16 protein-coding genes and 2 rRNA genes are annotated in these 24,928 nt (G+C 54.0%); 14 read left to right on the forward strand and 4 right to left on the reverse strand.

Going from position 1 to position 24,928, the window contains the following annotated elements:
* Positions 1–76: 76 nt before the first annotated feature.
* Entirely contained in the window at positions 77–1,819 is a 1,743-nt protein-coding gene (locus tag ACZ51B_RS13635) for a family 10 glycosylhydrolase (protein ID WP_464293885.1), read from the reverse strand.
* 507 nt (positions 1,820–2,326) lie between these two features.
* Here ACZ51B_RS13635 and ACZ51B_RS13640 point away from each other — a divergent pair.
* The 4 genes from ACZ51B_RS13640 (at position 2,327) to ACZ51B_RS13655 (ending at position 7,042) form a co-directional block, all read left to right on the forward strand.
* Positions 2,327–5,271 (forward strand): 23S ribosomal RNA (locus tag ACZ51B_RS13640).
* Positions 5,272–5,350: 79 nt separating this feature from the next.
* A 5S ribosomal RNA gene (gene rrf / locus ACZ51B_RS13645) occupies positions 5,351–5,467 on the forward strand.
* A gap of 248 nt (positions 5,468–5,715) precedes the next feature.
* Positions 5,716–6,120: a hypothetical protein gene (locus tag ACZ51B_RS13650; RefSeq protein WP_464293886.1), complete on the forward strand. Its 405-nt coding sequence runs from the start codon at positions 5,716–5,718 to the stop codon at positions 6,118–6,120.
* Between the two features lie 94 nt (positions 6,121–6,214).
* Positions 6,215–7,042 carry a glycosyltransferase family 2 protein gene (locus tag ACZ51B_RS13655; protein ID WP_464293887.1) on the forward strand — a complete coding sequence of 276 codons (828 nt, stop codon included), beginning with the start codon at positions 6,215–6,217 and terminating at the stop codon, positions 7,040–7,042.
* Here the strand turns inward: ACZ51B_RS13655 and proS are convergent.
* Positions 7,039–8,529 carry a proline--tRNA ligase gene (gene proS / locus ACZ51B_RS13660; RefSeq protein ID WP_464293888.1) on the reverse strand — a complete coding sequence of 497 codons (1,491 nt, stop codon included), beginning with the start codon at positions 8,527–8,529 and terminating at the stop codon, positions 7,039–7,041. The genes ACZ51B_RS13655 and proS overlap by 4 nt on opposite strands.
* A gap of 165 nt (positions 8,530–8,694) precedes the next feature.
* Here proS and ACZ51B_RS13665 point away from each other — a divergent pair, with 165 nt between their 5' ends.
* The 3 genes from ACZ51B_RS13665 to ACZ51B_RS13675 all read left to right on the forward strand — a co-directional run bounded on the left by ACZ51B_RS13665 (position 8,695) and on the right by ACZ51B_RS13675 (position 10,775).
* Positions 8,695–9,054, forward strand: a complete 360-nt coding sequence (locus tag ACZ51B_RS13665; RefSeq protein ID WP_464293889.1) for an Hpt domain-containing protein — start codon at positions 8,695–8,697, stop codon at positions 9,052–9,054.
* Positions 9,055–9,543: 489 nt separating this feature from the next.
* A complete protein-coding gene (locus ACZ51B_RS13670) occupies positions 9,544–9,783 on the forward strand; it encodes a hypothetical protein (protein ID WP_464293890.1) in 240 nt (79 codons plus the stop codon).
* Positions 9,784–9,872: 89 nt separating this feature from the next.
* A complete protein-coding gene (locus ACZ51B_RS13675; RefSeq protein WP_464293891.1) occupies positions 9,873–10,775 on the forward strand; it encodes a CE1 family esterase in 903 nt (300 codons plus the stop codon).
* On the opposite strand, the gene ACZ51B_RS13680 is transcribed toward ACZ51B_RS13675, so the two are convergent.
* Positions 10,772–12,226 carry a DUF1800 domain-containing protein gene (locus ACZ51B_RS13680; RefSeq protein WP_464293892.1) on the reverse strand — a complete coding sequence of 485 codons (1,455 nt, stop codon included), beginning with the start codon at positions 12,224–12,226 and terminating at the stop codon, positions 10,772–10,774. The two genes, ACZ51B_RS13675 and ACZ51B_RS13680, sit on opposite strands and share 4 nt — an antisense overlap.
* A gap of 123 nt (positions 12,227–12,349) precedes the next feature.
* Between ACZ51B_RS13680 and ACZ51B_RS13685 the strand changes: the two genes are divergently transcribed.
* Both ACZ51B_RS13685 and ACZ51B_RS13690 read left to right on the forward strand, forming a co-directional pair.
* Positions 12,350–13,618, forward strand: a complete 1,269-nt coding sequence (locus ACZ51B_RS13685) for a DEAD/DEAH box helicase (protein ID WP_464293893.1) — start codon at positions 12,350–12,352, stop codon at positions 13,616–13,618.
* 78 nt (positions 13,619–13,696) lie between these two features.
* A complete protein-coding gene (locus ACZ51B_RS13690) occupies positions 13,697–15,241 on the forward strand; it encodes a beta-N-acetylhexosaminidase (RefSeq protein ID WP_464293894.1) in 1,545 nt (514 codons plus the stop codon).
* On the opposite strand, the gene ACZ51B_RS13695 is transcribed toward ACZ51B_RS13690, so the two are convergent.
* The gene (locus ACZ51B_RS13695; protein WP_464293895.1) at positions 15,238–16,818 is read right to left on the reverse strand and encodes a YbaY family lipoprotein; all 1,581 of its coding nucleotides are present in this window, start codon (positions 16,816–16,818) and stop codon (positions 15,238–15,240) included. The two genes, ACZ51B_RS13690 and ACZ51B_RS13695, sit on opposite strands and share 4 nt — an antisense overlap.
* A 122-nt stretch (positions 16,819–16,940) precedes the next feature.
* On the opposite strand from ACZ51B_RS13695, the gene ACZ51B_RS13700 reads away from it, so the two are divergent.
* The 5 genes from ACZ51B_RS13700 to ACZ51B_RS13720 all read left to right on the forward strand — a co-directional run bounded on the left by ACZ51B_RS13700 (position 16,941) and on the right by ACZ51B_RS13720 (position 24,926).
* Positions 16,941–18,200, forward strand: coding sequence for a hypothetical protein (locus ACZ51B_RS13700; protein ID WP_464293896.1), 1,260 nt, complete (start codon positions 16,941–16,943; stop codon positions 18,198–18,200).
* Positions 18,201–18,243: 43 nt separating this feature from the next.
* Positions 18,244–20,319 carry an excinuclease ABC subunit UvrB gene (gene uvrB / locus ACZ51B_RS13705; protein WP_464293897.1) on the forward strand — a complete coding sequence of 692 codons (2,076 nt, stop codon included), beginning with the start codon at positions 18,244–18,246 and terminating at the stop codon, positions 20,317–20,319.
* A 166-nt stretch (positions 20,320–20,485) separates the two neighbouring features.
* A complete protein-coding gene (locus ACZ51B_RS13710; RefSeq protein ID WP_464293898.1) occupies positions 20,486–21,775 on the forward strand; it encodes an adenylosuccinate synthase in 1,290 nt (429 codons plus the stop codon).
* Between the two features lie 189 nt (positions 21,776–21,964).
* On the forward strand, positions 21,965–23,161 hold the full coding sequence (locus ACZ51B_RS13715) for a TolC family protein (protein ID WP_464293899.1): 1,197 nt from the start codon (positions 21,965–21,967) through the stop codon (positions 23,159–23,161).
* A 55-nt stretch (positions 23,162–23,216) separates the two neighbouring features.
* Entirely contained in the window at positions 23,217–24,926 is a 1,710-nt protein-coding gene (locus tag ACZ51B_RS13720; RefSeq protein WP_464293900.1) for an efflux RND transporter periplasmic adaptor subunit, read from the forward strand.
* Positions 24,927–24,928: the final 2 nt, after the last annotated feature.

The following is a 24,928-nucleotide window of genomic DNA, read 5'->3' on the forward strand; positions in this document are numbered from 1 at the left end:
ATGCAATATGTCGGCGTTAGGTCAAGATAGTGTTAAGTACACAACATGATTGTGTTAAGGATTCTCCTGGCCTGCGCTATTGACCGGTGCCGGAAGTACCGGTTGTGATAATCACTGGGGTATCTTTTGCGCCCGATTTGTCGTGGATAGACCGAAGCTTTTTCACCTCGGCGATGAAGCGTGGAGAGGAGTGGGGGGCGATTTTTGGCTGTCGGAAGGCGGTGGCAAAAACGGGCCACATCGGTTCGATGTCATGGCTGAGATCGAACACCATGACGCCTTGGCAGCTTGCGCAGGCGGCTTGGAGGGCGTTGCCTAGTCCGGTGGGGTTGTCTTTGAAGTCGCTGAGGGCGATGCCTGCGTAGTTCCAGGTTTCATCTCGGACGAGTCGGTTGACGAGGCTGGCGGCAGCCTCTACCGTTCCGCCGATGTTGGTACCGTTGGACATGGCTTCGTAGATGGTGGCGGTGGGGTAGTAGCAGCCGCTGATGAGAAAGTCAGGGAGTGCGGCGGTGCCCGTTTTGGCGTAGCCTGGAGTGAGGAACCAGAAGCCGGCGTTGGTTTTTTCTGAGGCGTAGTTGTGCCCGAGGGATGGGTATTCGCCGTACCATGAGCCGGCGTAGATGCCTAGTTGTGCGTTTGGTCGGATCGACTTGATGGTGGCTCGCACTTTTGCCACGTAGTTGTGCATTTGGAGCGCTCGCCAGTTGATCCAGGTTTCGTAGAGAGGGCCGGGTTGGATTCCTTTGGACAGAGATGGGAGATTTAACTTGTACTTGAAGACGTCGTCGGGCCAGCGGACGGGGTGCTTGACGTAGGATTCAAATTTCGCGCGCGTGAGGGGGCTGAAGTCCGCATTCATGCCTCCGTATCTCAGGCGGTCGTCGTAGATGATGCCGTCGAGGTCGTAGTTGCCGACGACTTCTTTCACGATGTTGATGGCGTACTGCTGAACCTCGGGGTTATTTGGGTTCATCATGAGCGGGATCTGCTGCTCCGGGCGTTGGCTGCTGGGGACGAACAGGGGTTCTGTGTCGGAAGACACCTTTGCTCCGAGGCGGGCGTTTGTTTGGAGGAATTTTGCGGCAGCTCCGTTTCCGCTGATCCAGTAGCTGCCAGCCAGTGGTTTCGGATTGGATGCGGTGATGTCTGTGATGAATCCGGCTCTGTTGACCTGGATGGCTGATTGGGCAGTCTTGGGGAATTGGGAGGAGACGGAGAGTTCTTCGTCGCTCAGTTTGCCGGCTACTTTGCTGAGTGGGAATTTAGAGGTTCCTATTTTCAGAACAGCTTTTGTTTCGTAGAGAACTGTCTGTAGATCTTCCTTCTCATATCCGGGGCCGACGTGGAAGATGCGATGTCCCTCGCTGAATGCGTTAAGGCTAGCGAAAATGCTTAACCCGTGTGCGCGGCAGTCTTTAACAAAGAACGGTACGGGGTCGAAGTCTGGGGGAAGGTGTTGGCCTCTCCAATCGGTGAGCTTGGGTGCGTATTGGGACTTGTAGATGGTTTGACCCGAGATGGGCTTGATATCGAGCACGATGGTGTTGAAGCCGACCTCTTTGATTTTCTTGACCAGTGACTCGATTTTTTCGCGTGTGTTGTATCGCTCGATATTGGCGGTCGCATCGATCCACATGATGCGGGCTTGGAGTCCTTTAGCCCTTGCGACTTGTTGGGCGATGCCGTTTCCTGTTCCGTAGCTGTCGATCATGACTCCGGGGATGGCTGGGAGTGGGGTTTCAAGCTGGAATCGCGGCTGGGTGCTGGATTGCTGGCCCGCGAGGAGCGCTAGGGGCATCAGGAACAGGAGCGGCATAGATTCAGGTTACCGCTGGGCCGATCCTGAGTTATCGAAGGGGATGGCAGTTCCCTTACATGAGGCGGGAGATGACTGGTTTGGAGCGGTTTCCGGTTCCGGGCGAGTTTATGACGGGGGACTGACTAGAAAGCCGTTGGGCCGTCATTTGTTGAATTCCGCGCTGATCTTAACGTTTCAGGCTTGGATCTTGTTAAAGGAAGGGGGAGTGAAGTTGTACAGATACAGGTGAAACATGCCTGTAATTTGAGAGTCAACCTTTCCAGAATAACACGGCTTTTTCTGGGGTGCAAGGAGAATCTTTGTTGTTTGCTAAAAATTCTTGCCTCTGCCGTTGACATAGGGGTCCTCTGGCGGTATCATATTGAGGTCGGCAGCGCTGAAGAGCGGTTCGAAAGAAAGACAGACGAACTGAGAAGAAGCGGTGTTGGCCAGCGAAGTGAGAACTTTGACAGTTGCATAGAGTTTAACTAGAAAATTGCATCGAGCACTCGATAAAGCGAGAAGTTTTAAGCTTAAGAGGGCGCGTGGTGAATGCCTAGGGATAAGTTGCCGAAGAAGGACGCGTAAGCAGCGAAATGCTCAGGGGAGCTGCACAGAAGTGTTGATCCTGAGATGTCCGAATGGGGAAACCCGGCTAGGGTAATGCTTAGTCACCCATCCATGAATACATAGTGGGTGTGGAGGGAACCTGGTGAACTGAAACATCTAAGTAACCAGAGGAAAAGAAATCGAATGAGATTCCGTAAGTAGCGGCGAGCGAAATCGGAAGAGCCTAAACTGATTGGCTTGCCAGTCAGGGTTGTGGGGCCACTACTACCATCCCCCTCGAATAGAGTCCTTGAGATTCTGTTCGAGGTTGGTAGAAACGGGTACTGATGGAGTTAATGGAATAGGATTGGAAAGTCCAGCCATAGAGGGTGATAGCCCCGTACATGTAAACATCCATCAGATTCAAGTGGTACCCGAGTAGCACGGAGCACGAGGAACCCCGTGTGAATCTGTCCAGACCACTGGATAAGGCTAAACACAACTTATCACCGATAGTGCATCCAGTACCGTGAGGGAAAGGTGAAAAGAACCCTGGTTAAGGGAGTGAAATAGAACCTGAAACCGCGTCGCCCACAAACAGTCAGAGCACCATGTTCAGAGTAATCTGATCAAGTGTGATGGCGTACCTTTTGCAGAATGAGCCTGCGAGTTGTTAGTGTTGGCAAGCTTAAGTGGTTTAGCCACGGAGGCGGAGGGAAACCGAGTCCGAATAGGGCGTCAAGTCAGCATTAGCAGACCCGAAACTGCGTGATCTAGCCATGGTCAGGGTGAAGTGGTGGTAACACACCATGGAGGCCCGAACTCATTGACGTTGAAAAGTCTCGGGATGAACTGTGGTTAGTCCGGTGAAATGCCAATCGAACGCAGAGATAGCTGGTTCTCCCCGAAATGCATTTAGGTGCAGCGTTTCGCGTTGTTCTTTGGGGGTAGAGCACTGAATGGGCTAGGGGGCTTACCGGCTTACCGAACCCAACCAAACTCCGAATACCATTGAATAAGCGAGGCAGTGAGACGGCGAGTGATAAGATCCGTCGTCAAAAGGGAAATAACCCAGACCGACAGCTAAGGGCCCTAAGCGTGGACTAAGTGTGAAACGATGTGAGATCGCGTAAACAGCCAGGAGGTTGGCTTGGAAGCAGCCACCCTTTAAAAAGTGCGTAACAGCTTACTGGCCGAATGTGATCTTGCGCGGATAATGTAAGGGGGCTAAAGTCCACCCCCGAAGCTCCGGCATTGTATTTATACAATGGGTAGGGGAGCGTTGTGTGCAGCAGTGAAGCTTGAGCGGAAGCACAGGTGGAGCGCACACAAGTGAGAATGCAGGCATGAGTAGCGATTACACAGGTGAGAATCCTGTGCCCCGAAAACCTAAGGTTTCTCCGGCTATGTTCGTCAGACGGAGGTTAGGCGGTCCCTAAGGTGAGGCCAGAAGGCGTAGCCGATGGATATCCAGTCGAAATTCTGGACCCAGTGTATGGGCAATGGGAGGACGCTTTTGAATGTCCAATCCCGGACTGTTGGTAGTTCCGGGCTAGTCTTAGACTGGGCTTCCTGAGAGGGAAGCATAAAGGTTGAAGACGGGGAAAGACGCTCTTCGGAGCAACTGAACTTGGACTGACAAGGGTCGAGAAAAGCCCCACAGCAATACCATATATCTGACCGTACTGCAAACCGACACAGGTAGGTGAGTCGAGGAGACTAAGGGGTTCGAGAGAACTCTCGTTAAGGAACTAGGCAAATGGGCCCCGTAACTTCGGGATAAGGGGCGCCCCGCAAGGGGCCGCAGCGAAGCATCCCAGGCGACTGTTTACCAAAAACACAGGTCTCTGCTAAGGCGAAAGCCGAGGTATAGGGGCTGACGCCTGCCCAATGCCAGTAGGTTACGCGGAGATGTCAGCGCAAGTGAAGCATTGAAGTTAAGCCCTGGTGAATGGCGGCCGTAACTCTAACGGTCCTAAGGTAGCGAAATTCCTTGTCGGCTAAATACCGACCCGCATGAAAGGCGTAACGACTTGGGAACTGTCTCAACGAGAAGCTCGGTGAAATTGTAGCACCCGTGAAGATGCGGGTTATGCGCAGTAGGACGGAAAGACCCCGTGGAGCTTTACTACACCTTGTGATTGTATTTCGGGTGTGGATGTAGAGCGTAGGTGGGAGCTTCGGCACCAATGGAACACCACCCTTCTACATCTGGGATACTAACCGTTTCCCTGATCGGGAAACGAGACATTTACAGGCGGGTAGTTTGACTGGGGCGGTCGCCTCCCAAAATGTAACGGAGGCGCCTAAAGTTGCACTCAGGCTGGTTGGAAATCAGCCGTTGAGCGTATAGGTATACAGTGCGATTGACTGCGAGACACACAGGTCGAGCAGGGACGAAAGTCGAGCTAAGTGACCCTCTGGTGGTGCGTGGGCACGCCAGGGTTCATCGGATATAAGCTACCCCGGGGATAACAGGCTGATCTTGCCCGAGCGCTCACAGCGACGGCATGGTTTGGCACCTCGATGTCGGCTCGTCGCATCCTGGGGCTGTACACGGTCCCAAGGGTTCCGGAGTTCACGGATTAAAGCGGCACGCGAGCTGGGTTCAGAACGGCGTGAGCCAGTTCGGTCCCTATCCACTGCGCACGTAGGAAATTTGAGAGGAGTCGCTCTTAGTACGAGAGGACCGGAGCGAACCGACCTCCGGTGTACCAGTTGTTCCGCCAGGAGCATACGCTGGGTAGCCACGTCGGGCCGTGATAAGCGCTGAAAGCATCTAAGCGCCAAGCACACCTCAAGATTAGATTTCCCTTCGAAAGAGTAAGACCCCCGGAAGACTACCGGTTTGATAGGTCGCAGCTGTGAGTGTAGCAATACATTAAGGTGAGCGATACTAATTGGTCGAGCGGCTTAAAACTCTCGTTTTATCAAGTGCAGATGCAAGATTCTAGTTAGACAAAGTGCAACTTTCAAAGCGCTCAAAGCGCTTGAAGGTTTCCGGGTGACATTAGCGAAGAGGTCACACCCGTTCCCATCCCGAACACGGCAGTTAAGCTCTTCAGCGACGGAAGTAGTTGGTCCGCAGGGTCCCGCCAGATATGTACGTTGCCCGGTTAATATTTATACAAGTGAAAGCTCCAAGAAATTGGAGCTTTTCTTGTTTTTAATGGGTCGGTTTTTTGGGGAGTTTTCGGGGCTTTGGTCCGTTGACTTTCGTCAATGTTCTTCTATAATAGGGCGTGATTAAGTGTCCCAGTTGTGCTGCTACGTTGCCGGATTGGTCTCAGAGTTGCCAGTTTTGTCATGCTGATACGACGAAGGTAGCGCGTCCTGCACCCGTCGGTAAGCAAAGTCGTGCGCCCATGCCCAGTACCGTGCCACCTGCTTGGGTTTGGCCCGCTTATTACATCGTTTCTGCACTCTATATTCTTGGCGGAATCTTGCCCCTTGTTCTTGGCCTTGCGATGACCACGAGTAAGGAAGGAAGCAAATTGGGATTCATTGGAACCGTCCCGATTATCGTAGGTTCCGTTAGCATCGTGATTGGTATCGGATTGATTGCTCGAATAGAGTTCATCCGTGGTATTACTAATATCTTCAGTTGGTTGAAGATTGCCACGGCCACGTTGAGCACCTTTGGTTGTATTCTGCTGCTGCTTGGTGGCGGCATGTTTGCCATCCCGGGTCTCCTAGGAAACCTATTTGACATTGTGACGGCTGGCTTTATGATCTTTCTCATTGGCGAGACGGATAGCTACGGCTACTGAGTTACGATTTCACACGATGCCCTAGCCTGGGCATCGATTTGCCATAATAGCCAGACATGTCACTTTGGTTTAGGCGAATGCGGAAGGGTGGGTTTTGAGTTCTATTTCTGTGGTGATCCTCACTAAGAATGAGGAACAGGACCTTCCGGGCTGTCTTGATTCGGTGGCTTGGTCCGATGACGTGGTGGTGTTTGACTCGCATTCCACCGACTCCACGCTGGAGATCGCAAAGGCTCGTGGCGCGAGTGTCGTACAGCGGGTGTTTGACAACTACGCTTCACAGCGCAACGCGGCTTTGCACGAAGTGACTTTCAAGAATGAGTGGGTGCTGATTCTGGATGCGGATGAGCGTGTGCCTCAGCCTTTGCACTCTGAGATGATGCTTGCGACTGCCGGAGCTGCGAAAGAGACGGTGGCGTTTCGCATCCGCAGAAAGGACTACCTGGATGACACTTGGCTGAAGCATGTTCAGGCATCTCCCTTCTACATTCGACTGGTAAAGCCTAGCTTGGTCAAGTACGAGCGTGAAGTGAATGAAGTGCTCAAGGCTGATGGGAATATTGAGGACCTGAAGGAGCCGTTTGATCATTACCCATTCTCAAAGGGTGTGGCTCACTGGGTTGCCAAGCACAATACTTACTCGACAATGGAAGCAGAGCAGGTGCTTAAAAGCCGGCGGGGGCATGCTCCTTTTAGCTTGAAGAAGGCGTTTTTTGAAAAGGACTTTAATGAGCGGCGCTTCCACCAGAAGGAACTGTTCTATAGGCTTCCCGCGCGACCATTGGTGAAGTTTTTAATTCTGTATATCCTGAAGCGGGGCTTCTTGGATGGTCGAGCTGGGTTCACCTACGCGAGTCTTCAGTCGATGTATGAGTACATGATTGTTCTGAAGACCCGCGAGATGGAACGCAAGAAGTCTTAGTAGGCTCTTGCGAAGATGACCCGTTGTTTGCTGGGCTTGCCTGTTAGGACGCACAGGCCAGGCTCGGCATCGGAGGGGATCAGCGGCTCAAGTGGAATGCAGCGGATGGTTGCTTTCAACTTTTCGGCGATGATGTCCTCGGTTTCGGATGTACCGTCCCAGTGAGCAAGGATGAAGCCTGCTCCACCTTCGCCGGCGAAGGCAGCTTCGAACTCTTCCCAGGTGTCGACTCGGCGGGTGCTTGCCTCGCGGAAAGCGAGTGCCTTGTCGTAGAGAGCCTGCTGGATTTCGTCGAGCAACTTTTCAAGAGGTTCTTCCAAGCCTTCCAGCGGGAGCGTCGTTTTCTCGCCATTGTCTCGTCGGGCGACCATACAGGTTCCGGCTTCGAGATCTCGAGGGCCGATGTCTACGCGCAAGGGGATGCCTCTCATTTCCCAGTAGTTGAACTTTGCGCCAGGAGTTTCCTTCTCGCGCTTGTCGATCTTGGTGCGGATGCCCTTCTTCTTAAGAAGTTTGGCGATCTCTTCGCTCTTGGCGATGGTCTTCTCTCTTGTCTCGTCGTCCTTGCCCATGGGTACGAACACCACTTGGATAGGGGAGAGCTTCGGAGGAGTGACTAGGCCTTTGGCGTCGGAGTGGGCCATGATGAGCGTTCCGATAAGGCGAGTGGAAACGCCCCAGCTTGTGCCGTAGACGTACTCCAGCTGGTTGTCTTTGCTTAGGAATTTACAGTCGAAAGCCTTGCCAAAGTTCTGTCCGAGGTGGTGGGAGGTGCCTGCCTGAATCGCTTTGCCATCAAGGGTGAGCGCTTCGATGCAGTAGGTGTGATCGGCACCTGCGAACTTCTCGTTCTCGGTTTTGAGACCTTTGACGACCGGGACGGCCATCCACTCTTCGCAGAATTTGGCGTAGCACTCGTGAAGGATCGTGAGTGTTTCGGCTTCAGCTTCTTCGTAAGTCGCGTGGGCGGTGTGGCCCTCTTGCCATAGGAACTCGGTGGTTCTTAGGAAGAGACGCGTTCGCATCTCCCAGCGGACAACGTTTGCCCATTGGTTGATGAGAAGTGGAAGGTCGCGGTAGCTTTGAATCCACTTGGAGTAGGTGTTCCAGATGACCGTTTCGCTGGTGGGGCGGACGATGAGTTCCTCCTCCAGCTTGGCTTCTGGGTCTACGATGATTCCCTTCCCGTCTGGGTCGTTTTTCAGACGGTAGTGGGTCACTACGGCGCACTCCTTAGCGAAGCCCTCCACGTGATCGGCTTCCTTGCTCAGGAACGATTTCGGGATGAACAGCGGGAAGTAGGCGTTGACGTGTCCGGTCTCTTTGAACATGTCGTCCAAGGCGCGTTGTGTTAGTTCCCAAATGGCGTATCCGTGCGGCTTGATGACCATGCATCCGCGGACGGATGAGTGGTCGGCGAGATCGGCCTTTACGACCAGCTCGTTATACCAAGCGCTGAAATCCTCTTCGGGATTTGTTAGTCCCATGTTGCTGCTCACGCTGAAGAGTTTGACATAGGCTTAGGCTGAACATGGCGAGATGCCAACTTTCGTGCCTTTTGGGTGAGTACGTGGGCCGATCCTACCAATAATCGGAGAAATAGGCGCAGTGATGCTTGGGTGTCGGGCTGCGCAAATGGATTGGATAAAGACATGCTTGGCTCTGGGAAACCACAAATTAATCGGGAAGCGCTTGCTGAAGTTACGGGCGGGGATTTAGAGTTCGAAATCGAACTGGTTCAGACGTTTGTTGAGTCTGCGAAACCGCTGCTGGATGATCTTGGCAGTGCTTTGAAGTCGGGGGATGAGGCTAAGGCGACCCATGCTAGTCACACATTGAAAGGCAGCTCTCGATCGATTGGGGCCGAGCAGTTCGGGGCGATCAGCGAAGTGATTGAGCATGCGAGCAAGCACGGCGAGTTGCATACGTTAACCTCAGAGTACGAAGACCTCGTTGCGTGTTTCGAAGCGCTCATTGCAGAGAGCGGCTGGGCTCTGGATTCTGCTGCGTAGAAGAATTTTATAAGATTTGCATCCCATTGCTAGCAAAGATACGGTGTGTCTCAGGGCAACATGTTGGAAAACTCCTCATGTCGGAGTGATCCGGCGAAGGGTTGGAGGAGAAAATTGTTGAGGAACATTTTCATCTTGTGCGCGTTAGGTGTGGTGGTGGCCCCCTCATTTGGAGTGGTTAACGCTGCGGCGACAAGAATCGTTGGCGACGATTCCGTCACCCCCAAGTTTTCGAGCGGTTCGTCCGCTAGGAAACACGCTAGGAAACCGTGCAAGAAGCACAAGGTGAAGGCAAAAAAGAAAGCTGCCAACGCCCGCTCGAAGTAAAACGATCTCGCTGAAAAGTTGGATCACCGATTGAATGGAGTGGTGAAACGGTCCCTCGCAAACATACGTATAAAAAGGTCCCGATTTTTACTATGTTTGAGTCTGATTGTGTTATCATCCGAAGCTGGGCAGTAATGTCCAAGAACCAATAAGGCACAAAAAATGAAGAAGCTCGTATCTCTTGCTATCGTCAGCGCACTCGCACTTTCCACTGTTGCTCTCGCACAGGACCACAAGCCAGCCGCTAAGAAGCCAGCTGCTAAGATGGCAGGCAAGGCTGCTAAGAAGCCAGCCGCTAAGAAGGCTGCTGCTAAGAAGCCAGCTGCTAAGAAAGCTGCTGCAAAGAAGCCAGCTGCTAAGAAGGCTGCTGCTGCAAAGAAAGCTCCTGCAAAGAAGCATTAATCAAGTTTGACCACCAGAAGGCTTGCCTTCTGGTGGTCTTTTTGCGTCTGAGCTTGAACATTGGGTTCAAATAATCGTAGGATCGTCTTGTGAGACGAATCCACCAATGTTGGGCCGCTGTGGCCGCGCTCGTTTTATCCGTTGGTTGCGCGAAGGCTCAGGAACCGAGCACGCGTCCAGTAAAGGCACCCGGGCACTACGTTGAGACCCTTAAGTCTGGGAAGCTTGATCGCTCCTTTATTCTGAAAGTCCCCAAAGCTTATACCGGCAAGCCTGTGCCCGTGGTTGTGGTCCTTCACGGCTGGACGGCGAGTGCTGCGATTGCTGAAGCGTATACGAACATGGGTGAGAAAGCCGAGAAGGAAGGCTTTGTGGCTGTGTTCCCGGACGGCGTGGGCAATCCTAAAGGTTGGAATGCCGATTTCATCAATCTAGCGGGAAGCGACAAGCCTGATGATGTGGCGTTTGTGGGAGATGTTCTGGACCAGGTTGAGAAAGAGATCAACGTCGATTTGGACCGTGTGTTCGTGTGTGGGCATAGTAACGGCGCTTTCCTGACGAATCTCATTGGAGCCAAGCTGTCGCTTCGGTTTGCGGCGATTGGGAGCGTGGCCGGCACTATCGGCGTGGGCAACAAGCGGATCCCTACTCCGGTTGCTCCACTCAGTGTGATTCTCATCCATGGGAAGAAGGATCCAACCGTTTGGTATGGCGATGAGAAGGTTTCTGCCCTTCTGAAAGGTGTCGGCGCTGAAGAGGCTGCTGAGTGGTGGGCAAAGCAGGATGCTTGCAACCCAGATTCAAAATCGGTCACCAGTCCTGATGGCAAGTTTGTCACCGAGACCTTTACGGGTGGGCGCAATGATGCTGAGGTGGTGCTGGTAAGCATCAACGAGGGCAAGCACGATTGGCCCACGCTCAGCAAGTCGGGTCTTGATGCTGCCGATACGTTGTGGCAGTTCTTTAAGACCCACGCTCGCCGACGAAGCTAACAGAAGTGCATTTCAGGGGCAGCGATCAATACGCCTAACGTGTTGTGAAGCTGTCCCGTGAAGGCATCGTCTTTCAGCAGCGAATTCATTCCACCGTGCCTTTCGACTGCTTTTGTCAGGACTTCTAGGCTCGCGGGTGGGAGTGATACATCGAACAGTTCGGCAAAGGCTCGGGCCACGTCTTCTGGCTTCTTCGGGTTTTTAGAGACGATGAACTGTCTTACGAATTTGGTCGCTTCGCCTGCGCCTTTTTCGCCCCAGATCATGGTGCCTCGGAAACGGTAGCGTTCGATCATGGATGCGGGGCTGATCCAGTCGCGGCCGCCCTTCCAGCCTGAGACATCGACTGGATACAGGAGGTTGAGGCCTGACTTCTCCATCCGGTCTGAAATCCCCCAGAGGTTGTCTAGGATCTTGTTGGGGATGCGTGTAAGGGCGGTTGCGCTTGGATCTCTGAGGGCCAGCAGGGCCTTTCCGATTCCCATTTGTCGGGCGATGGGGATGCAGAGGTCGGCGGGACTTTTCACGAGCTGCCGTATAGACTTCTGGCTCCAGAACTCGGGTGTCTTAGTGATTGCTCGGAGGACTTCGCGTGTGTTTCCGTTGGTCTTCTTGTAGGTTGCCGCCAGTTTATCGATGACTGCATCTTCGGGGCTTTCATAGACGAAATACTCCCAGAGCTTCTTGCAGATGCGTTTGGCTGTTACGGGGTGGTTTGCAAGGATGGCGAGGACGTCTTCGCCGTTGAACTGCTTGGTTTGCCCGAGGATGGTCTTCGGCGTTGGGTCGTGCATTGCGGGCATGTAGGTGAATGCACTGAACGGTCTTTGGAACTGAATCGAACGTTTCAGCTTGGCGTCGGAGGTGCCTGGCTCTTCCCAGAAAGTGTTGATATAGCCCCAGCCCGTCAAGGCTCGGGAGACCTCTTGGACATCTTTTTCGGTGTAGTTGCCGATGCCGAGTGAGAATAGCTCCATGACTTCGCGGGCGAAGTTCTCGTTGGGGTTGCCACGGATGCTTCGTTGCATGTCGAGGTAGCGCATCATGGCGGGTTCTTTGCTCATCGTTTCGAGCAAGGTAGAGAATTTGCCGGAAGCGTTGCGGCGGATGGACTGGAGGTATTCCAGCATCATGGGGCCGTCTTCTACTTTGCTGTCGCTTACTGCGAAGTGGCCGTGCCAAAAAATGGCGAGTTTCTCTCGAAGCGGTTGCTCGGTGGTGAGCATTTGGAAGATCCACCAGGCGCGGTAGCGGTAGCTGCCTAGGTCCGCCTCTTCTTTTTCTCGCCAAACGAACTCATGAGGGCTGACTTTGTCGGGAATATCTGGATAGTCGATCAGGTTGCGGATGGCGGCGTCGACGCCAGCTTTCTCAGCGCGATCAAGTTCCTCGGGCAAGATGCCGAACCCAAATCGACGGTAAAGATGTGCGATTTTTTCCCTAGGTGTCATTTCGTTCCCCTCGACACCATTCTAAGCCGATTATCCAGCACAATGTGCCTGTTTATGGCGAAAATGCGATCAGAGAAGGTATTGGGGAGTCATAATTAGGACCCGTCTCAACGACGGATATCCATGCCCATCACAGAAACAACAACCTCTTTCGACAATCTCGGAATTTCCGAGCAAACCCTGCGCATTCTAAGCTCGAACGGCTTCACGGTTCCGACGCCGATTCAGCAACAAGCGATTCCACTTGCCATTGAGGGCAAGGACGTACTTGGAATTGCACAAACGGGAACCGGAAAAACGCTAGCATTCGGAATTCCGATGATTGAGCGTTTGTTAGGGGAAAGCAACGCTGCATTGATCCTAGCGCCAACACGAGAGTTGGCGATACAGATAGAAGAGACACTCCAACGCGTCTGCCGACCCTTCGGCCTTCGCACAGCGTTGCTGATTGGTGGTGCCTCAATGGGTAAGCAGATCTCGTCTCTTCGCCGACGGCCGAGCATTCTTATTGCGACGCCGGGTCGGTTGATGGACCATCTTGCACAGCGGACTCTTTCGCTTGAGCCTACGCAAATCGTAGTGCTTGACGAAGCAGACCGAATGCTGGATATGGGATTTGAACCAAGTATTCGAAAAATCTTTGCGGAGATTCCAGCTGAGCGACAAACTCTTCTGTTCTCGGCGACCATGCCACGGGAGATCCTTACTCTCGCTCAGTCTTTCATGAAAGACCCTGTGCGAGTTGAGGTTGCCGTGCAAGGAAGCACCGCAGAGCGTGTGACTCAGGAGATCACTGTTGTGGAGCACGACCAAAAGGCCGAGCTTCTCAAGACTCTTCTTGAGGCAGATGCTGACCAGACCGTGCTTGTGTTCTCACGAACGCGACATGGTGCTCACAAGATTGCTCGAAACCTGCGCGTAATGGGATTCACCGCTGCAGAGCTTCACTCTGACCGTACTCTTGCTCAGCGCAAGGCGGCTTTGGAAGGCTTTAAGAACGGCGAATACCGAGTGCTTGTTGCAACGGACATTGCAGCGCGCGGCATCGACGTCAAGAACATTGGCTTGGTGGTCAACTACGACCTCCCCGACAACCCAGAAGACTACGTTCACCGTATTGGACGAACGGGTCGAGCGGGTACGAGCGGAAAGGCGATCACCTTCGCTATGCCAAACCAAGGACGCGACGTTCACGCCATCGAGAAGCTGATTCGCCAAGAGATTCCACGCACTGCAGGCTCGCCTGCGGAGTTTGGACGACCTCAGCCTCAGCAATCACGAGGACGCCAGTCGGGTCGCCGGCCTTTTGGAGGAGGAGCTAAGTTCTCACCTCGATCAGGTGGTGGCGCGCCATTCAGCCGAGGCCAGCAACGGTCCGGCGCAGCTCGATAAAGGTAGAGCTGTACTAAAGGGCAGGGTCTGTTGGACCCTGCCCTTTTTTGTTTGTCGGGTCGATGGGTATAACCCAACGTGCTCATTAGTCCGCTTGTGTGCTGTCTGGCCTTTGCCCAAACAAGCGTTAACCTAGTCCCTTGGCCTCGAAAGGTCACTGTCTCCAACGGTTCTCTGGCTATCGCGAGCCTTCGCTTGTACCATCCGAAGTCGGTGGGGCAGATTGCTGACCACTATCAAACCTGGTTGCGGCCCTATACCGCGAAGGTCTCGCGGCCTCATTGGGTTCGACTGGTTGTGGATCGCAAGAGGATCTTTAACGATGAGGGGTATCGGCTGAAGGTGAACAGTGGCGGCGTGGTTGTGGTGGCGCGGTCGCAGGCGGGGCTGTTTTATGGGTTGCAGAGTTTGCGGCAGCTCACCAAGAACGGAAAGATTCCTTTTGTGAGCATTGAGGATGCTCCGCGCTTCACTTGGCGAGGCGGGCATTTGGATGTGTCGCGGCACTTCTTTGACAAGACTTTTGTGAAGCGCTACATCGATTTGTTGGCTTTCCTCAAGCTGAACACGTTCCACTGGCACCTGGTGGACGGTCCGGGTTGGCGGATTGAGATCAAGAAGTATCCACGCCTCACGGACGTTGGTGCGTGGCGGGTGGACAAGCGGAACTTGCCTTGGAACTGGCAGCAGACCGAGATCTCGCCTACCGGAAATGTTGAGGGTGCTTACGGCGGGTTTTATACGCAGGACGATATTCGCGAGATTGTCCGCTATGCAAAAGATCGCTTCGTGAGGGTTGTGCCTGAGATTGAGATGCCTGGGCATTCGTATGCGGCTCTCATCGCCTATCCGGAGTTGGCATGCTCCCCCGAGACGATTCGGACGAACGGACTTCATGGGGAGGATACGTTTTGTGCCGGGAACGAGGGGACGTTTCGTTTTCTACAAGATGTTTTGACTGAGGTTGTTGACCTGTTCCCCGAGGCTCCGTACATTCACGTGGGTGGGGATGAGGTTTCGCCGGTGGCTTGGGCTAAGTGCCCCAGTTGTCAGAAGAAGATGAACGAGCTAGGCATCCGCAATCCGGCCTCTCTACAGCCCTACTTTATGAATCGAATCGGTGAGTTCCTTGCGAGCAAGGGAAAGAAGATGATGGGGTGGGATGAGATCGCTGGAGGTCCGCTGAGAGAGGATGCGGGTGTGATGGTTTGGAGAGATGCGCGTGTGGTTAAGGACGCGATATCGAAGGGGAATGCGGTGGTGATGTGCCCGGCTTCCCGTCTGTACTTTGACCATGCCCAGACGGATCCGAAGACTGCTCAGCCTTCTGCGGGTGGGATGGTCCCTTTAGAGCGGGTGTATACGTACGAGCCGGTTGATCCGTCGATTCCTATGCCTTTGCGGAAGCTTGTTTTGGGTGTGCAGTCGTGTTTGTGGACGGAGCAGATTCAGACACCGGAGTATGCGGAGTACATGTTGTTGCCACGTATGAGTGCGATGGCAGAAGTTGCATGGACGCCTCAGACGAAGCGGGATTTGGCCGGGTTTAAGCGACGGTTGCCAGGCCACTTGATGCAACTCAAGAAGCTCGGCTACCGTCCTTTTGAAGCGGGCGTGCGTTAGCTGCGGATCTGGCGGAGAACCATCTCGCCGGTATCGGCACCTGCACCACCGGTGAGCACGTTGGTGGCGTTGTCGTTGAGGAACCAGCGTCGATCGCCGACCCAGATCTCGGCTTCTACGGCATAGCGATGTCCTGCTTGGATCGCCTTGGGATCATAGGGGATTTGGAATTTGATGGGGACCTGCTTGGTGATCTCAGTGACCTTCTCGGCAATCAGCTTGGACGGAGCGTCTGCAAGGGAGACATCTACCAAACGGACTCGAAGTTTGGCGCCTGCCGGCAGTGCGATGCGCTCTCGGTAGGTGATCAAGCCGGAGACCATGGCCTTGGTGTATGGGTTGGTGGATGCCTGGCCGGTTAGAACTTTGCTGAGGCTCAGCTTCACGGTTCCCGCGGGCGTTTCGAAATGCTCACCGCCATTCTTGTTGAACAACAGCAGGGTGACGGAGTCGCCTGAGACCGAGCCGATCTTGGCGTAGCTCTGTCGGAGCAAGGCTCCTCGTTTTGGATCGACGATCGCGACGGATGGTGTTCCTACGCCGCCGTCTGCCATTTGGACCAAGAGCGCCGTTTTCTTGTTGGCGGCGGTCGCTTCTACGACGGACTGGATCAGGACGGTCTCGGACAGAAGCTGTCGAGGCTTCTCGGTTTTAGAGGCGATGAGGAGAGCTTGCCCTTCGTTCTCGTAGCCGCCTTTGCCGGATTTCGTGGTGTAGGCGTACTCTCCGTGGGAGAGCGACCACAGGTTGTAAACACCTTTGGCAAGCAGCGTCTTCTTGCCGCCGACCATCGTGACGAGATCGCCTGTGGGGGCGGTCCCTTTCTTATCGAGAAAGACACCGGATCGGTTTCGAAGGAGCACGGGCTTGAGGGGGCCGTTGGGGTCGATCTGTCCGGCTAATTCGGAGTAGGGGATGTCGATGGTGTAGGTTCCTTCTGCGTAGGAACCCATGTTGTAGGGTTCGAAAAGGAACGTGAGTCCTTTGGATTTGATGGCAAAGGTGGGGTCGGCGACCATCTTGGCTGTGCCATCGATGGCGAAGCTAGCGCCTTTGGCTTTCAGCTTCGGGAGGACCAGTTGGTCGAGCACAGCGATAGGGTTGATGCCTTTTTTGAGAACGTCTTTGAAAGCCAGCCGCTGAACCTTGCCTGCAAGGATTCCATAGTTGTAGCTGATGTAGAAGGTGTTGCCGTGCGCTCCGCCCGTGTAGTCGTTTTGCATGGCCGTGACGCTGATGAGGTCGGGCAGCGCGGCGCTTACGGTTGCTTCCGATAGGTGCGTATAAGGGACGGTTGGCTTTTCGTCGATCTTTTTGGTGGCTTCGACGAAGTCCAAAAGGTTCTTTCGAGCCGAAGCACTGATTTGCGCGTTGGCGAATTTTGCGACTGCACTGGTGGAAGTGAATCGGGGGAACTTGGCCGATGCTGTCCAATAACCGGGCTTATTGTTTCGGATGGTATGGACACGGAAGCTCTTGGAACTGGTCTTGGCGACCTTGTGAGCTTGCGCTCCGAATGACTGGCCGACCAGAACGAACCCAATAGACGCCAACGAAATGTAGCTTGCGTGCCTCATATATCACGAGTATGAAGAATTTTTGGTGCTGGTAAAAGTACCTTGATCGTAAAGTTGAGGATTGCATTAAGATGAATCAAAGGTAGGCACCTCTTTGGCGTGCCTTTTTGATTGTGAATTCTATGGTTTTGTCTTGGTCTGTTCGCTCTGCGGTGCTTGGGGCTGCTCTCCTTCTTTCGGGTTTGGTGCAGGGGCAAGTTGTTCGAGATGCAGGCCCTCTTTCGACTTCTTCGATTGAGCAAAGAAATAAAGAAGCGACCCAGTTGGACCCTTATCAGTGGCCGACGCTTGCTCCTGGGACTCGGGGCACGCAGGTTGTGCTGTCGGGTGAGTTCCGATGCAGTTCCATCTTGATCACGACTCAACGGCAATATGGCAAGGAACAGCTTGCGAGCATCGGGCGTCAGCTTTCCAGTGGACTCATACCGCCTGTGTATAGGATGTTCTTTAGGAGCAATTCCGATCTGATTCAGCTAGGGATCGTTTTGGACCTGAAAAATCACATCAACGGGAATGTCTCGACCTACGAGATTCCGATTGAGAAGATCCTCAAGGGCTTGAATAGTTCTGACCTCCCGAAGCCGATTGGGGTGTACATTGAGCGACCCAAGACGGGGGAACTTAGGCTGGCTGGGCTGACCGCCTTTCGAGACATCGTCCACGATTCGAAGGTTTTGAGTCCTCACAATGACTTCACCTACAGGATCGAGAGAAGTTACATGGGGTTGTACAGTCTTCTGGTGATTGGCCTGTGTCTACTTGCTGCCCCAGTCTTTGGAGTTCGCACTTTCAGACGTCGCCGGGAGCATGAAGACGGACTCTCATTAGATCTGCCGCAGATTAATGCCTCTAAGCTATCGCCGAGTGAGCAGGACCAGTATGCGCTGGCGCTTTTGGACGAGCTGAAGCGGGCTCAGGAGGCAAGAGCCGCGAAGCGATCCCCTATGTGGGGGTATTTGATATTCATCCTATTTGTGTTATCGGCGATACCTGGAGCGGCGTACGTCGAGCCCTGGCTGCCCTTGGGTTGGCAGCTGGTTCTGTTTCGAGGGGTGATTGGTTACATGGCGCTCTTGACTGGAATGTTGTTTGTTAAAAGGCTGCTAAAAGCGCGTGCTTTCGATTTCACTTCCGAACTCGGGGTCGAGACAAAAAGGTCGTTGATGGCCGAAGCGGTCTTGGCGGGGACCATGGCGGCTACGTTTGCTGTACTAGCGCTTGGGCTTCCGTTTCTCAACTCAAATAGGATGGTCAAGAGTGGCTTAATGATCACCGTCATCACGGTAGCCGTTGCTGCGTTAGGTGTGATGATCCGAGAAACGTTTTCTTCTCAAAGGAATCTTCGCGATTTAATCGGAGAACAGACTACAAAATCCGAATGAGTGTCAAAAATTCGCGTGGGACTGCGTAGTAATATGTAGACATATGGCGATTGTTCAGTACGACGAGCCGCTGGTTTTGGGCAATGACTTCACCCCTAAGGGAGACCAGGGCACGGCTATTGCTGGCTTGGTGGATGGGCTTGAATCGGGGTTCCGATTCCAGACATTGCTGGGTGCCACCGGAACTGGAAAGACCTTCACCATGGCTTCGGTGATTGAGCGGACGCAGCGTCCTGCTCTCATCCTCGCCCATAACAAAACCCTGGCTGCCCAGTTGTGCCAGGAGTTCCGGGCGTTCTTCCCCGAGAACTCGGTTCAGTACTTCATCAGCTACTACGATTACTACCAGCCTGAAGCTTACGTTCCTGGTTCGGATCTTTACATTGAGAAAGACTCCAGTGTTAACGAGGAAATCGAGCGGCTGCGGCACGCCGCGACTCACTCGTTGTTGGAGCGTCGGGATGTGATTGTCATTGCCTCGGTGAGCTGTATCTACGGTCTGGGTTCGCCTAGTGAGTACGCGGAAGCGGTTGTCACCTTTGAGACGGGCGCTACATTTGATTTGGAGGAGGCTCTTACCAAGCTGATCCAGATGCAGTTCACGCGCAACCAGACGGTGTTGGAGCGCGGGACTTTCCGGGTGCGGGGCGATACGTTAGAGATTCAGCCTAAGGATGAAGAGGTCGTCACTCGCATCGAGTTTTTCGGTGACACCGTTGAGCGCATTCGGTTGTTCGATCCTCTCACGGCGGACGTGATTGATGAGCCGTCTAAGATCTCGGTGTTTCCTGCCACGCACTACGTGACGCCTTACGAGCGGCTTGACGAAGTCATGGGGCTGATTCGCGATGAGATGGAGGCCCAGTGTGCGATGTTTACGGCTCAGGGCAAGCTGGTTGAGGCTCAGCGACTGCGACAGCGAACCGAATTTGACCTTGAGATGATGAAAGAGGTCGGGTTTTGCAACGGTATTGAGAACTACTCAAGGTATTTCGACGGCCGCAGTCCGGGGACAGCGCCATATACACTGCTCGACTTCTTACCCAGCGATGCGATTGTGTTCATCGACGAGAGCCATCAGACGCTGCCTCAGATTCGTGCGATGTACAACGGCGACAAGCAGCGCAAGTCGGTGCTGGTGGATTACGGATTCCGACTTCCGAGCGCCCTCGACAATCGTCCGCTTAAGTTTGAGGAGTTTCTGGAGCGGGTACCTCAGGTGGTTTATGTCAGCGCAACGCCCGGGCCGTTTGAGGCGGAGACGCAGAGTCAGGTGGTTGAGCAGATTATTCGACCGACTTATATTGTCGATCCCGAGATCGATATTCGGCCTACGACTGGGCAGATCGATGACCTGATCAATGAGATTCAGAAGCGGGTGGCGCTGGGCCAGCGAACTCTGGTGACCACGCTTACCAAGAAGATGTCGGAGGACCTGACGGGCTACCTTCAGGATCTGAACATCAAGGTTCAGTACATCCACTCCAATGTGAGCTCGTTGGAGCGGCCCGAGATCCTGCGGGACCTGCGGCTTGGGCTTTACGATGTGCTGGTGGGTGTGAACCTGCTTCGTGAGGGTCTCGACCTTCCCGAGGTCACACTGGTTGCGATTTTGGATGCGGACAAAGAGGGCTTTCTGCGTTCTGAAACCTCGTTGATCCAGACCATTGGTCGTGCTGCTCGAAACACGAGTGGCTCGGTGATCATGTATGCGGATCGGATCACGGGTTCGATGGAGAGGGCGATTGAAGAGACCAACCGTCGACGTGACGTCCAGCTTCGGTACAACGAGGAGCATGGAACCTCGGAGCAGACGGTCATCAAGATGGTTCGTGAGACGGTTCGGTCTTATGATGCTGCCAACGAGATTGCGAGCCAGTATAGCGACGCGACCAAGGAGAAAGTGGGGCGTGACGGTGCTCCTGTTCGGGTAGAGGACATCCCGATTTTGATCTCGAATTTGGAGAAAGACATGAAAGACTTGGCCAAAGCGATGGAGTTTGAGAAAGCGGCGCAGGTCCGTGATGAGATCGAGTCTTTGAGAAAGGTGCTGGGAACCAGTGATGGCAAGCTGGGCGTGGATAAGCGGCGAAATAAGCGGATGCAACGGACTCGCTAGCTTGGCGCTAGCGAGTAAAAAGACCTGACTGGCCACATAAAAATCAATCTGAGCTATAATTACATTGCGTTGAGATAAGGCTCAACGGTCAAACCTGACCGGCGGATCCTCGACAGAGAGGCGTAGACGTCGGTTTTTTTGTGCGTCAGCCTCCAAGGAGAACCAGATGCCAACACTTGTGATTGTGGGCGCCCAGTGGGGCGATGAGGCCAAGGGCAAGCTTGTCGACGTTTTAGGCGGCCAAGCAGACCTCGTTGTACGATACAGCGGCGGAAATAACGCAGGCCACACCGTGATAACCGGTGGCAAGACCTACAAATTCCAACTTATCCCTGCAGCGATTTTGCATGAGGACACAACCGCCATTATCGGCAGCGGTATGGTCGTATGCCCCAAAGGACTCCTTGAGGAGTTGGACCGCACCCTTGAGCAGAAAGCCAAGATTGGAACCCTGCTGATTTCGAGCGCTGCCCACGTGGTATTCCCTTACCACCGAATGCTGGACTCCCTTGAGGAGGAGGCACGGGGTGCGAACAAGATCGGAACTACCTCGCGCGGTATCGGTCCGGCTTATCAGGACAAGGTCGCTCGAATCGGTATCCGAATGGGCGAGTTTGTGGTGCCGGAGATCTTCAAACAGCGATTCCAGGAAGTGCTTGCGGTTAAAAACCGGCTTCTGAAGATGTTTGGCGCTGAGCCGCTCGATTTCGATACGCTGTACGCAGAGTTTTCTGCTTATGCGGACAGGATTCGACCGTTCGTCGTCGACACCGAGGCGCTTGTTGCTGAGTCGGTTGAAGACGATCAGAAAGTTCTGTTCGAGGGCGCTCAGGGTACGTTCCTTGATCTCGACTCGGGCACCTACCCTTATGTGACTTCGTCTCACCCGATTGCGGGTGGTGCTTGTCTCGGCACGGGTGTGGGACCTCGGTCGTTGCAGAACATCCTTGGCGTTTGTAAGGCGTATACGACACGTGTGGGCTCTGGTCCGTTCCCGAGCGAACTGCTGGACGAGACCGGTGAGTTTATCCGCCAGGCCGGACAGGAGTTTGGAACGGTTACCGGTCGTATTCGACGCTGTGGCTGGCTCGACCTGGTTGTTCTCAACCAGTCTCGCCGACTCAACTCGTTGAGTGGTTGGGTTCTTACTCGATTGGACGTTCTCAGCGGTCTTGAGAAGGTGAAGGTTGTAACGGGCTACATGCTGGATGGCAAGCCGATCAATCACATGCCGGCCAACACTTGGGATTTCGCCCGTGTTGAGCCGGTGTTTGAGGAGCTTGAAGGTTGGTCTGGGGATCTTCGGTCTTGCCGAAAGATTGAGGACTTGCCAGTAGCCGCTCAGAACTACATCAAGTACCTCGAAGAGAAGACAAAAACACCTGTTGCCATCGTCAGTATCGGTCCTGACCGAGAAGAGACGATTGTTGTGAAGCCCGAACTCATCTGGGGCTGAGGCTCAGTTCCCCGCACTTTTGCAACATTAGTGCGGGGCTAGCGGGGATAAAGGCTCATCGGCCCTGAAATGCGCGGTAATGTGTTCAACGCGATGGCTCTTCAGTTACGAACAGCAGCTTTATTTTTGATTTGTGCCCCGGTGGCGTGTTTTTCTCAATCCACGCCGTCGCTTACGCTGCAAGATGCCTTGAAGCTGGCAAAGGAACGTAACGGCACCGTGAAGGTCGCCCTTCTCAACGTTAAGTCTGCGGACTCGCAGGTGACACAGGCGCTCGCGGCGTTTTTCCCGACGGTGAGTCCGACCTACACGTATAACAGCACTCGCCAACAGGTTCGTACAACGGGAATAAGCTCGTTCCTACAGTCTGAAGGTGGCGTCACGAGCATCAATTCGCAGTGGCGCCTTCTGGATTCGGGTGAGCGATCCTTTAGCTACAATGCTAGTCGAAGGAATCGTGACTCGGCTCGGTTGAGTGCGTTGCAGACCCTTCGCACCACCCTTTTCAATGTGACTCAGCAGTACTACGAGGCGCTGCGGGCACAAGAGCTTCAGAAGGTTGCCGAGGCGCAGGTCGTTCGGACCGCCGAAATTTTGAAGTCGACCGACAAGCGGATTGCAGTCGGAGATGCAGCTAAGATTGAGCGGCTTCAGGCTAACGTCGATTTCCAGAACGCGAAGGTAAACGCTCTCACAGCCAAGAACCAGACTACGACGACGGCTGCGACCTTGAAGGGCACCATCGGTTACGGCACGACGGATGCATTTCCTGTGCTGGTCAATGATGGCGAACCTACGCTTCCGACTGCTAAGGCTGAGTTGGCAACCTTGGTTCAGCAGAGCTACGAGAATCGATCAGACCTCGGTGCGAAACGAAAGGCACTTGAGGCCGATGTGTTCAATCGGCGGCTCGCCGAAAGGTTGGCCGGTCCCACTTTCTCTGTGGATCTGACCTTCAACGAACAGCTTGCTCCCGATACATTGCAGGACCGCATTCTTACATTCGCTATATCGTTCCCGCTATTTGATGGCGGCAAGTCGCGAGCTGCTGCCAGAAATGCTGGCTACACAGTGGAGTCTGATCGAGCGGACCTCGTTCAGTCGGAGCGAAATGTTCGTGCTGAAGTCGAGTCAGCGTATGCCGAATTCACCCAGAATGCCGAGCGACTTGATGCTGCTCGAAGTGCGAAAGAAGCTGCTGAGGAGAACTACAAAGCGGCTGCCGTTTCACGAGACAAAGGCGCTTATGATCTCATTCAGGTGCTGACTGCTCAGGTCAGTTTGGTCACGGCAGAGTCCAATTACATTCAAGCGGTTTATGACTACAAAATTTCTGAAGTCCGCTTGAAGCTGGTTACGGGCCAGCCAGTGCCCGGAGAGCAATAAAATAGCAATAAAGTGGGAACCTTCCGGGCCATAAACGGATAGAATCCGTTGGTTAATGAAGAGTTCCCTTTTGGTGCTCGTCGGCTTATTGTTTGTTGCGGGCTGTAGCAGCGATAAGAAGGCGGAAATTGAATTTAGATATGCCCCTGCTTCTCGTGGAGAGTTAGTCCGCTCCATCTCGGCAACCGGGCAGGTTGTTGCGCTCACCACGGTCGATGTGAAGTCGAAAGCCGGTGGAAAGGTCGTGAAGCTTGTTGTGAACGAGGGCGACTATGTGAAGCAAGGCCAGCTGATCGCTACAATCGATCCGAGCGATACTCAGGCGATCTATAGCCAGAGCAGCGCCGATCTTGAAAGTGCTGAGGCACGTCAGATTCAGGCCCAGAAGAGTTACGAACTACAGGTGGCTCAGAGCAAGACCGAAGTGGCAAATGCCCGTGCTGCTTTGGCTGCTGCACAAGTGCGCTTGGAGCGTGCGCGCATCGAGAACCAGCGCCAGCCAGATCTCACTCGTGCCAATGTCCAGGGTGCTCAGGCTCAGTACGACAGCGCACTGGCTGCTCAAGAAAAGCTTTTGAAGGTGACGATTCCTCAGCTGCGCCGAGAAGCCAAGAGTAATCTCAGTCAGGCCAAAGCCTCGTTGGAGTCAGCGAACTCCGATATGCGGCGACAGAAGGAGCTGTTCAACGAAGGTTATGTAGCCCGCTCGGTGATGGAGAAGTCTCGCTCTACCGCTGAGGCGGCACAGACGTCCTACGATATCGCCCTTCAACGCCAGGCGACGATTGAGGATGAGATCCGCGCTCAGACTCGCAGTGTAGACACCGCTTTGAGGCAGGCTTTGGCGAATCTCAACCAGTCCAAGGCGAATTCCTCCGAGGTTGCTGTGAGCAGAACGAACCTTGCCGAGGCGCAGAACGCGGTTGAGCAGGCGAAGATCGCGCTTCAGAAGGCGCTTGATAATCGAATTCAAAACCAGGTTCGTAACAGCGACATTATCCAGGCCAAAGCTTCGTCGGTGCGAAATAAGGTCTCTTTGGACAACGCCAAAGTGCAGCTCGACAGCACGACGGTTGTGGCGCCTCGCGATGGCGTTGTGACGTTGAAGTATCTGGAAGAGGGCACCATTATCCCGCCTGGAACCAGCACCTTCGCACAGGGTACTTCGCTTGTTCAGTTGAGCGATGTCACTCAGCTCTTCATCGAGTGCGCTGTGGACGAGGCGGACGTTTCTAACGTAAAGCTTGGCCAGCCTGTTCGAATCACAGCAGATGCCTTCCGAGGCACCAAGCTGGACGGCGTTGTCAATCGCATCAGCCCTGCGGCCAAGACCGACAACAACGTGACGGCTGTGAAAGTAAGGGTGCAGGTTAAGTCTGGTTCGAAGGTGAGGCTCTTGCCTGGAATGAACGCGACCTGCGAGTTTATCACCATGAGCAAGAAGGACATCCTTCTGATTCCTCAGCAGGCTCTGCGGGAAGACGGCACGGTTCGAGTTAAGACTTCCAACCCGTTGAAGCCCGAGATTCGAAAAGTCGAAATCGGAGAGACGGGCAACGAAGGAATTGAGGTCAAGTCCGGTCTGAAAGAAGGCGAAGAGGTGGTTACCGCTGAGATCGACCTAGCTGCCATGCGCGAGACGCAGAAGCGGATGCAGGAAGCTCAGGAAGGCGGCGGATTGGCAGGTGGTGGCCCAAGCGGCGGAAGGAAGACACCGGCCAAGCCCAAGACCACTGCCGGAGGCGGAGCGAAGGGCGGGCGATAGCT

The organism is Fimbriimonas sp. LA-C6, from assembly GCF_055398105.1.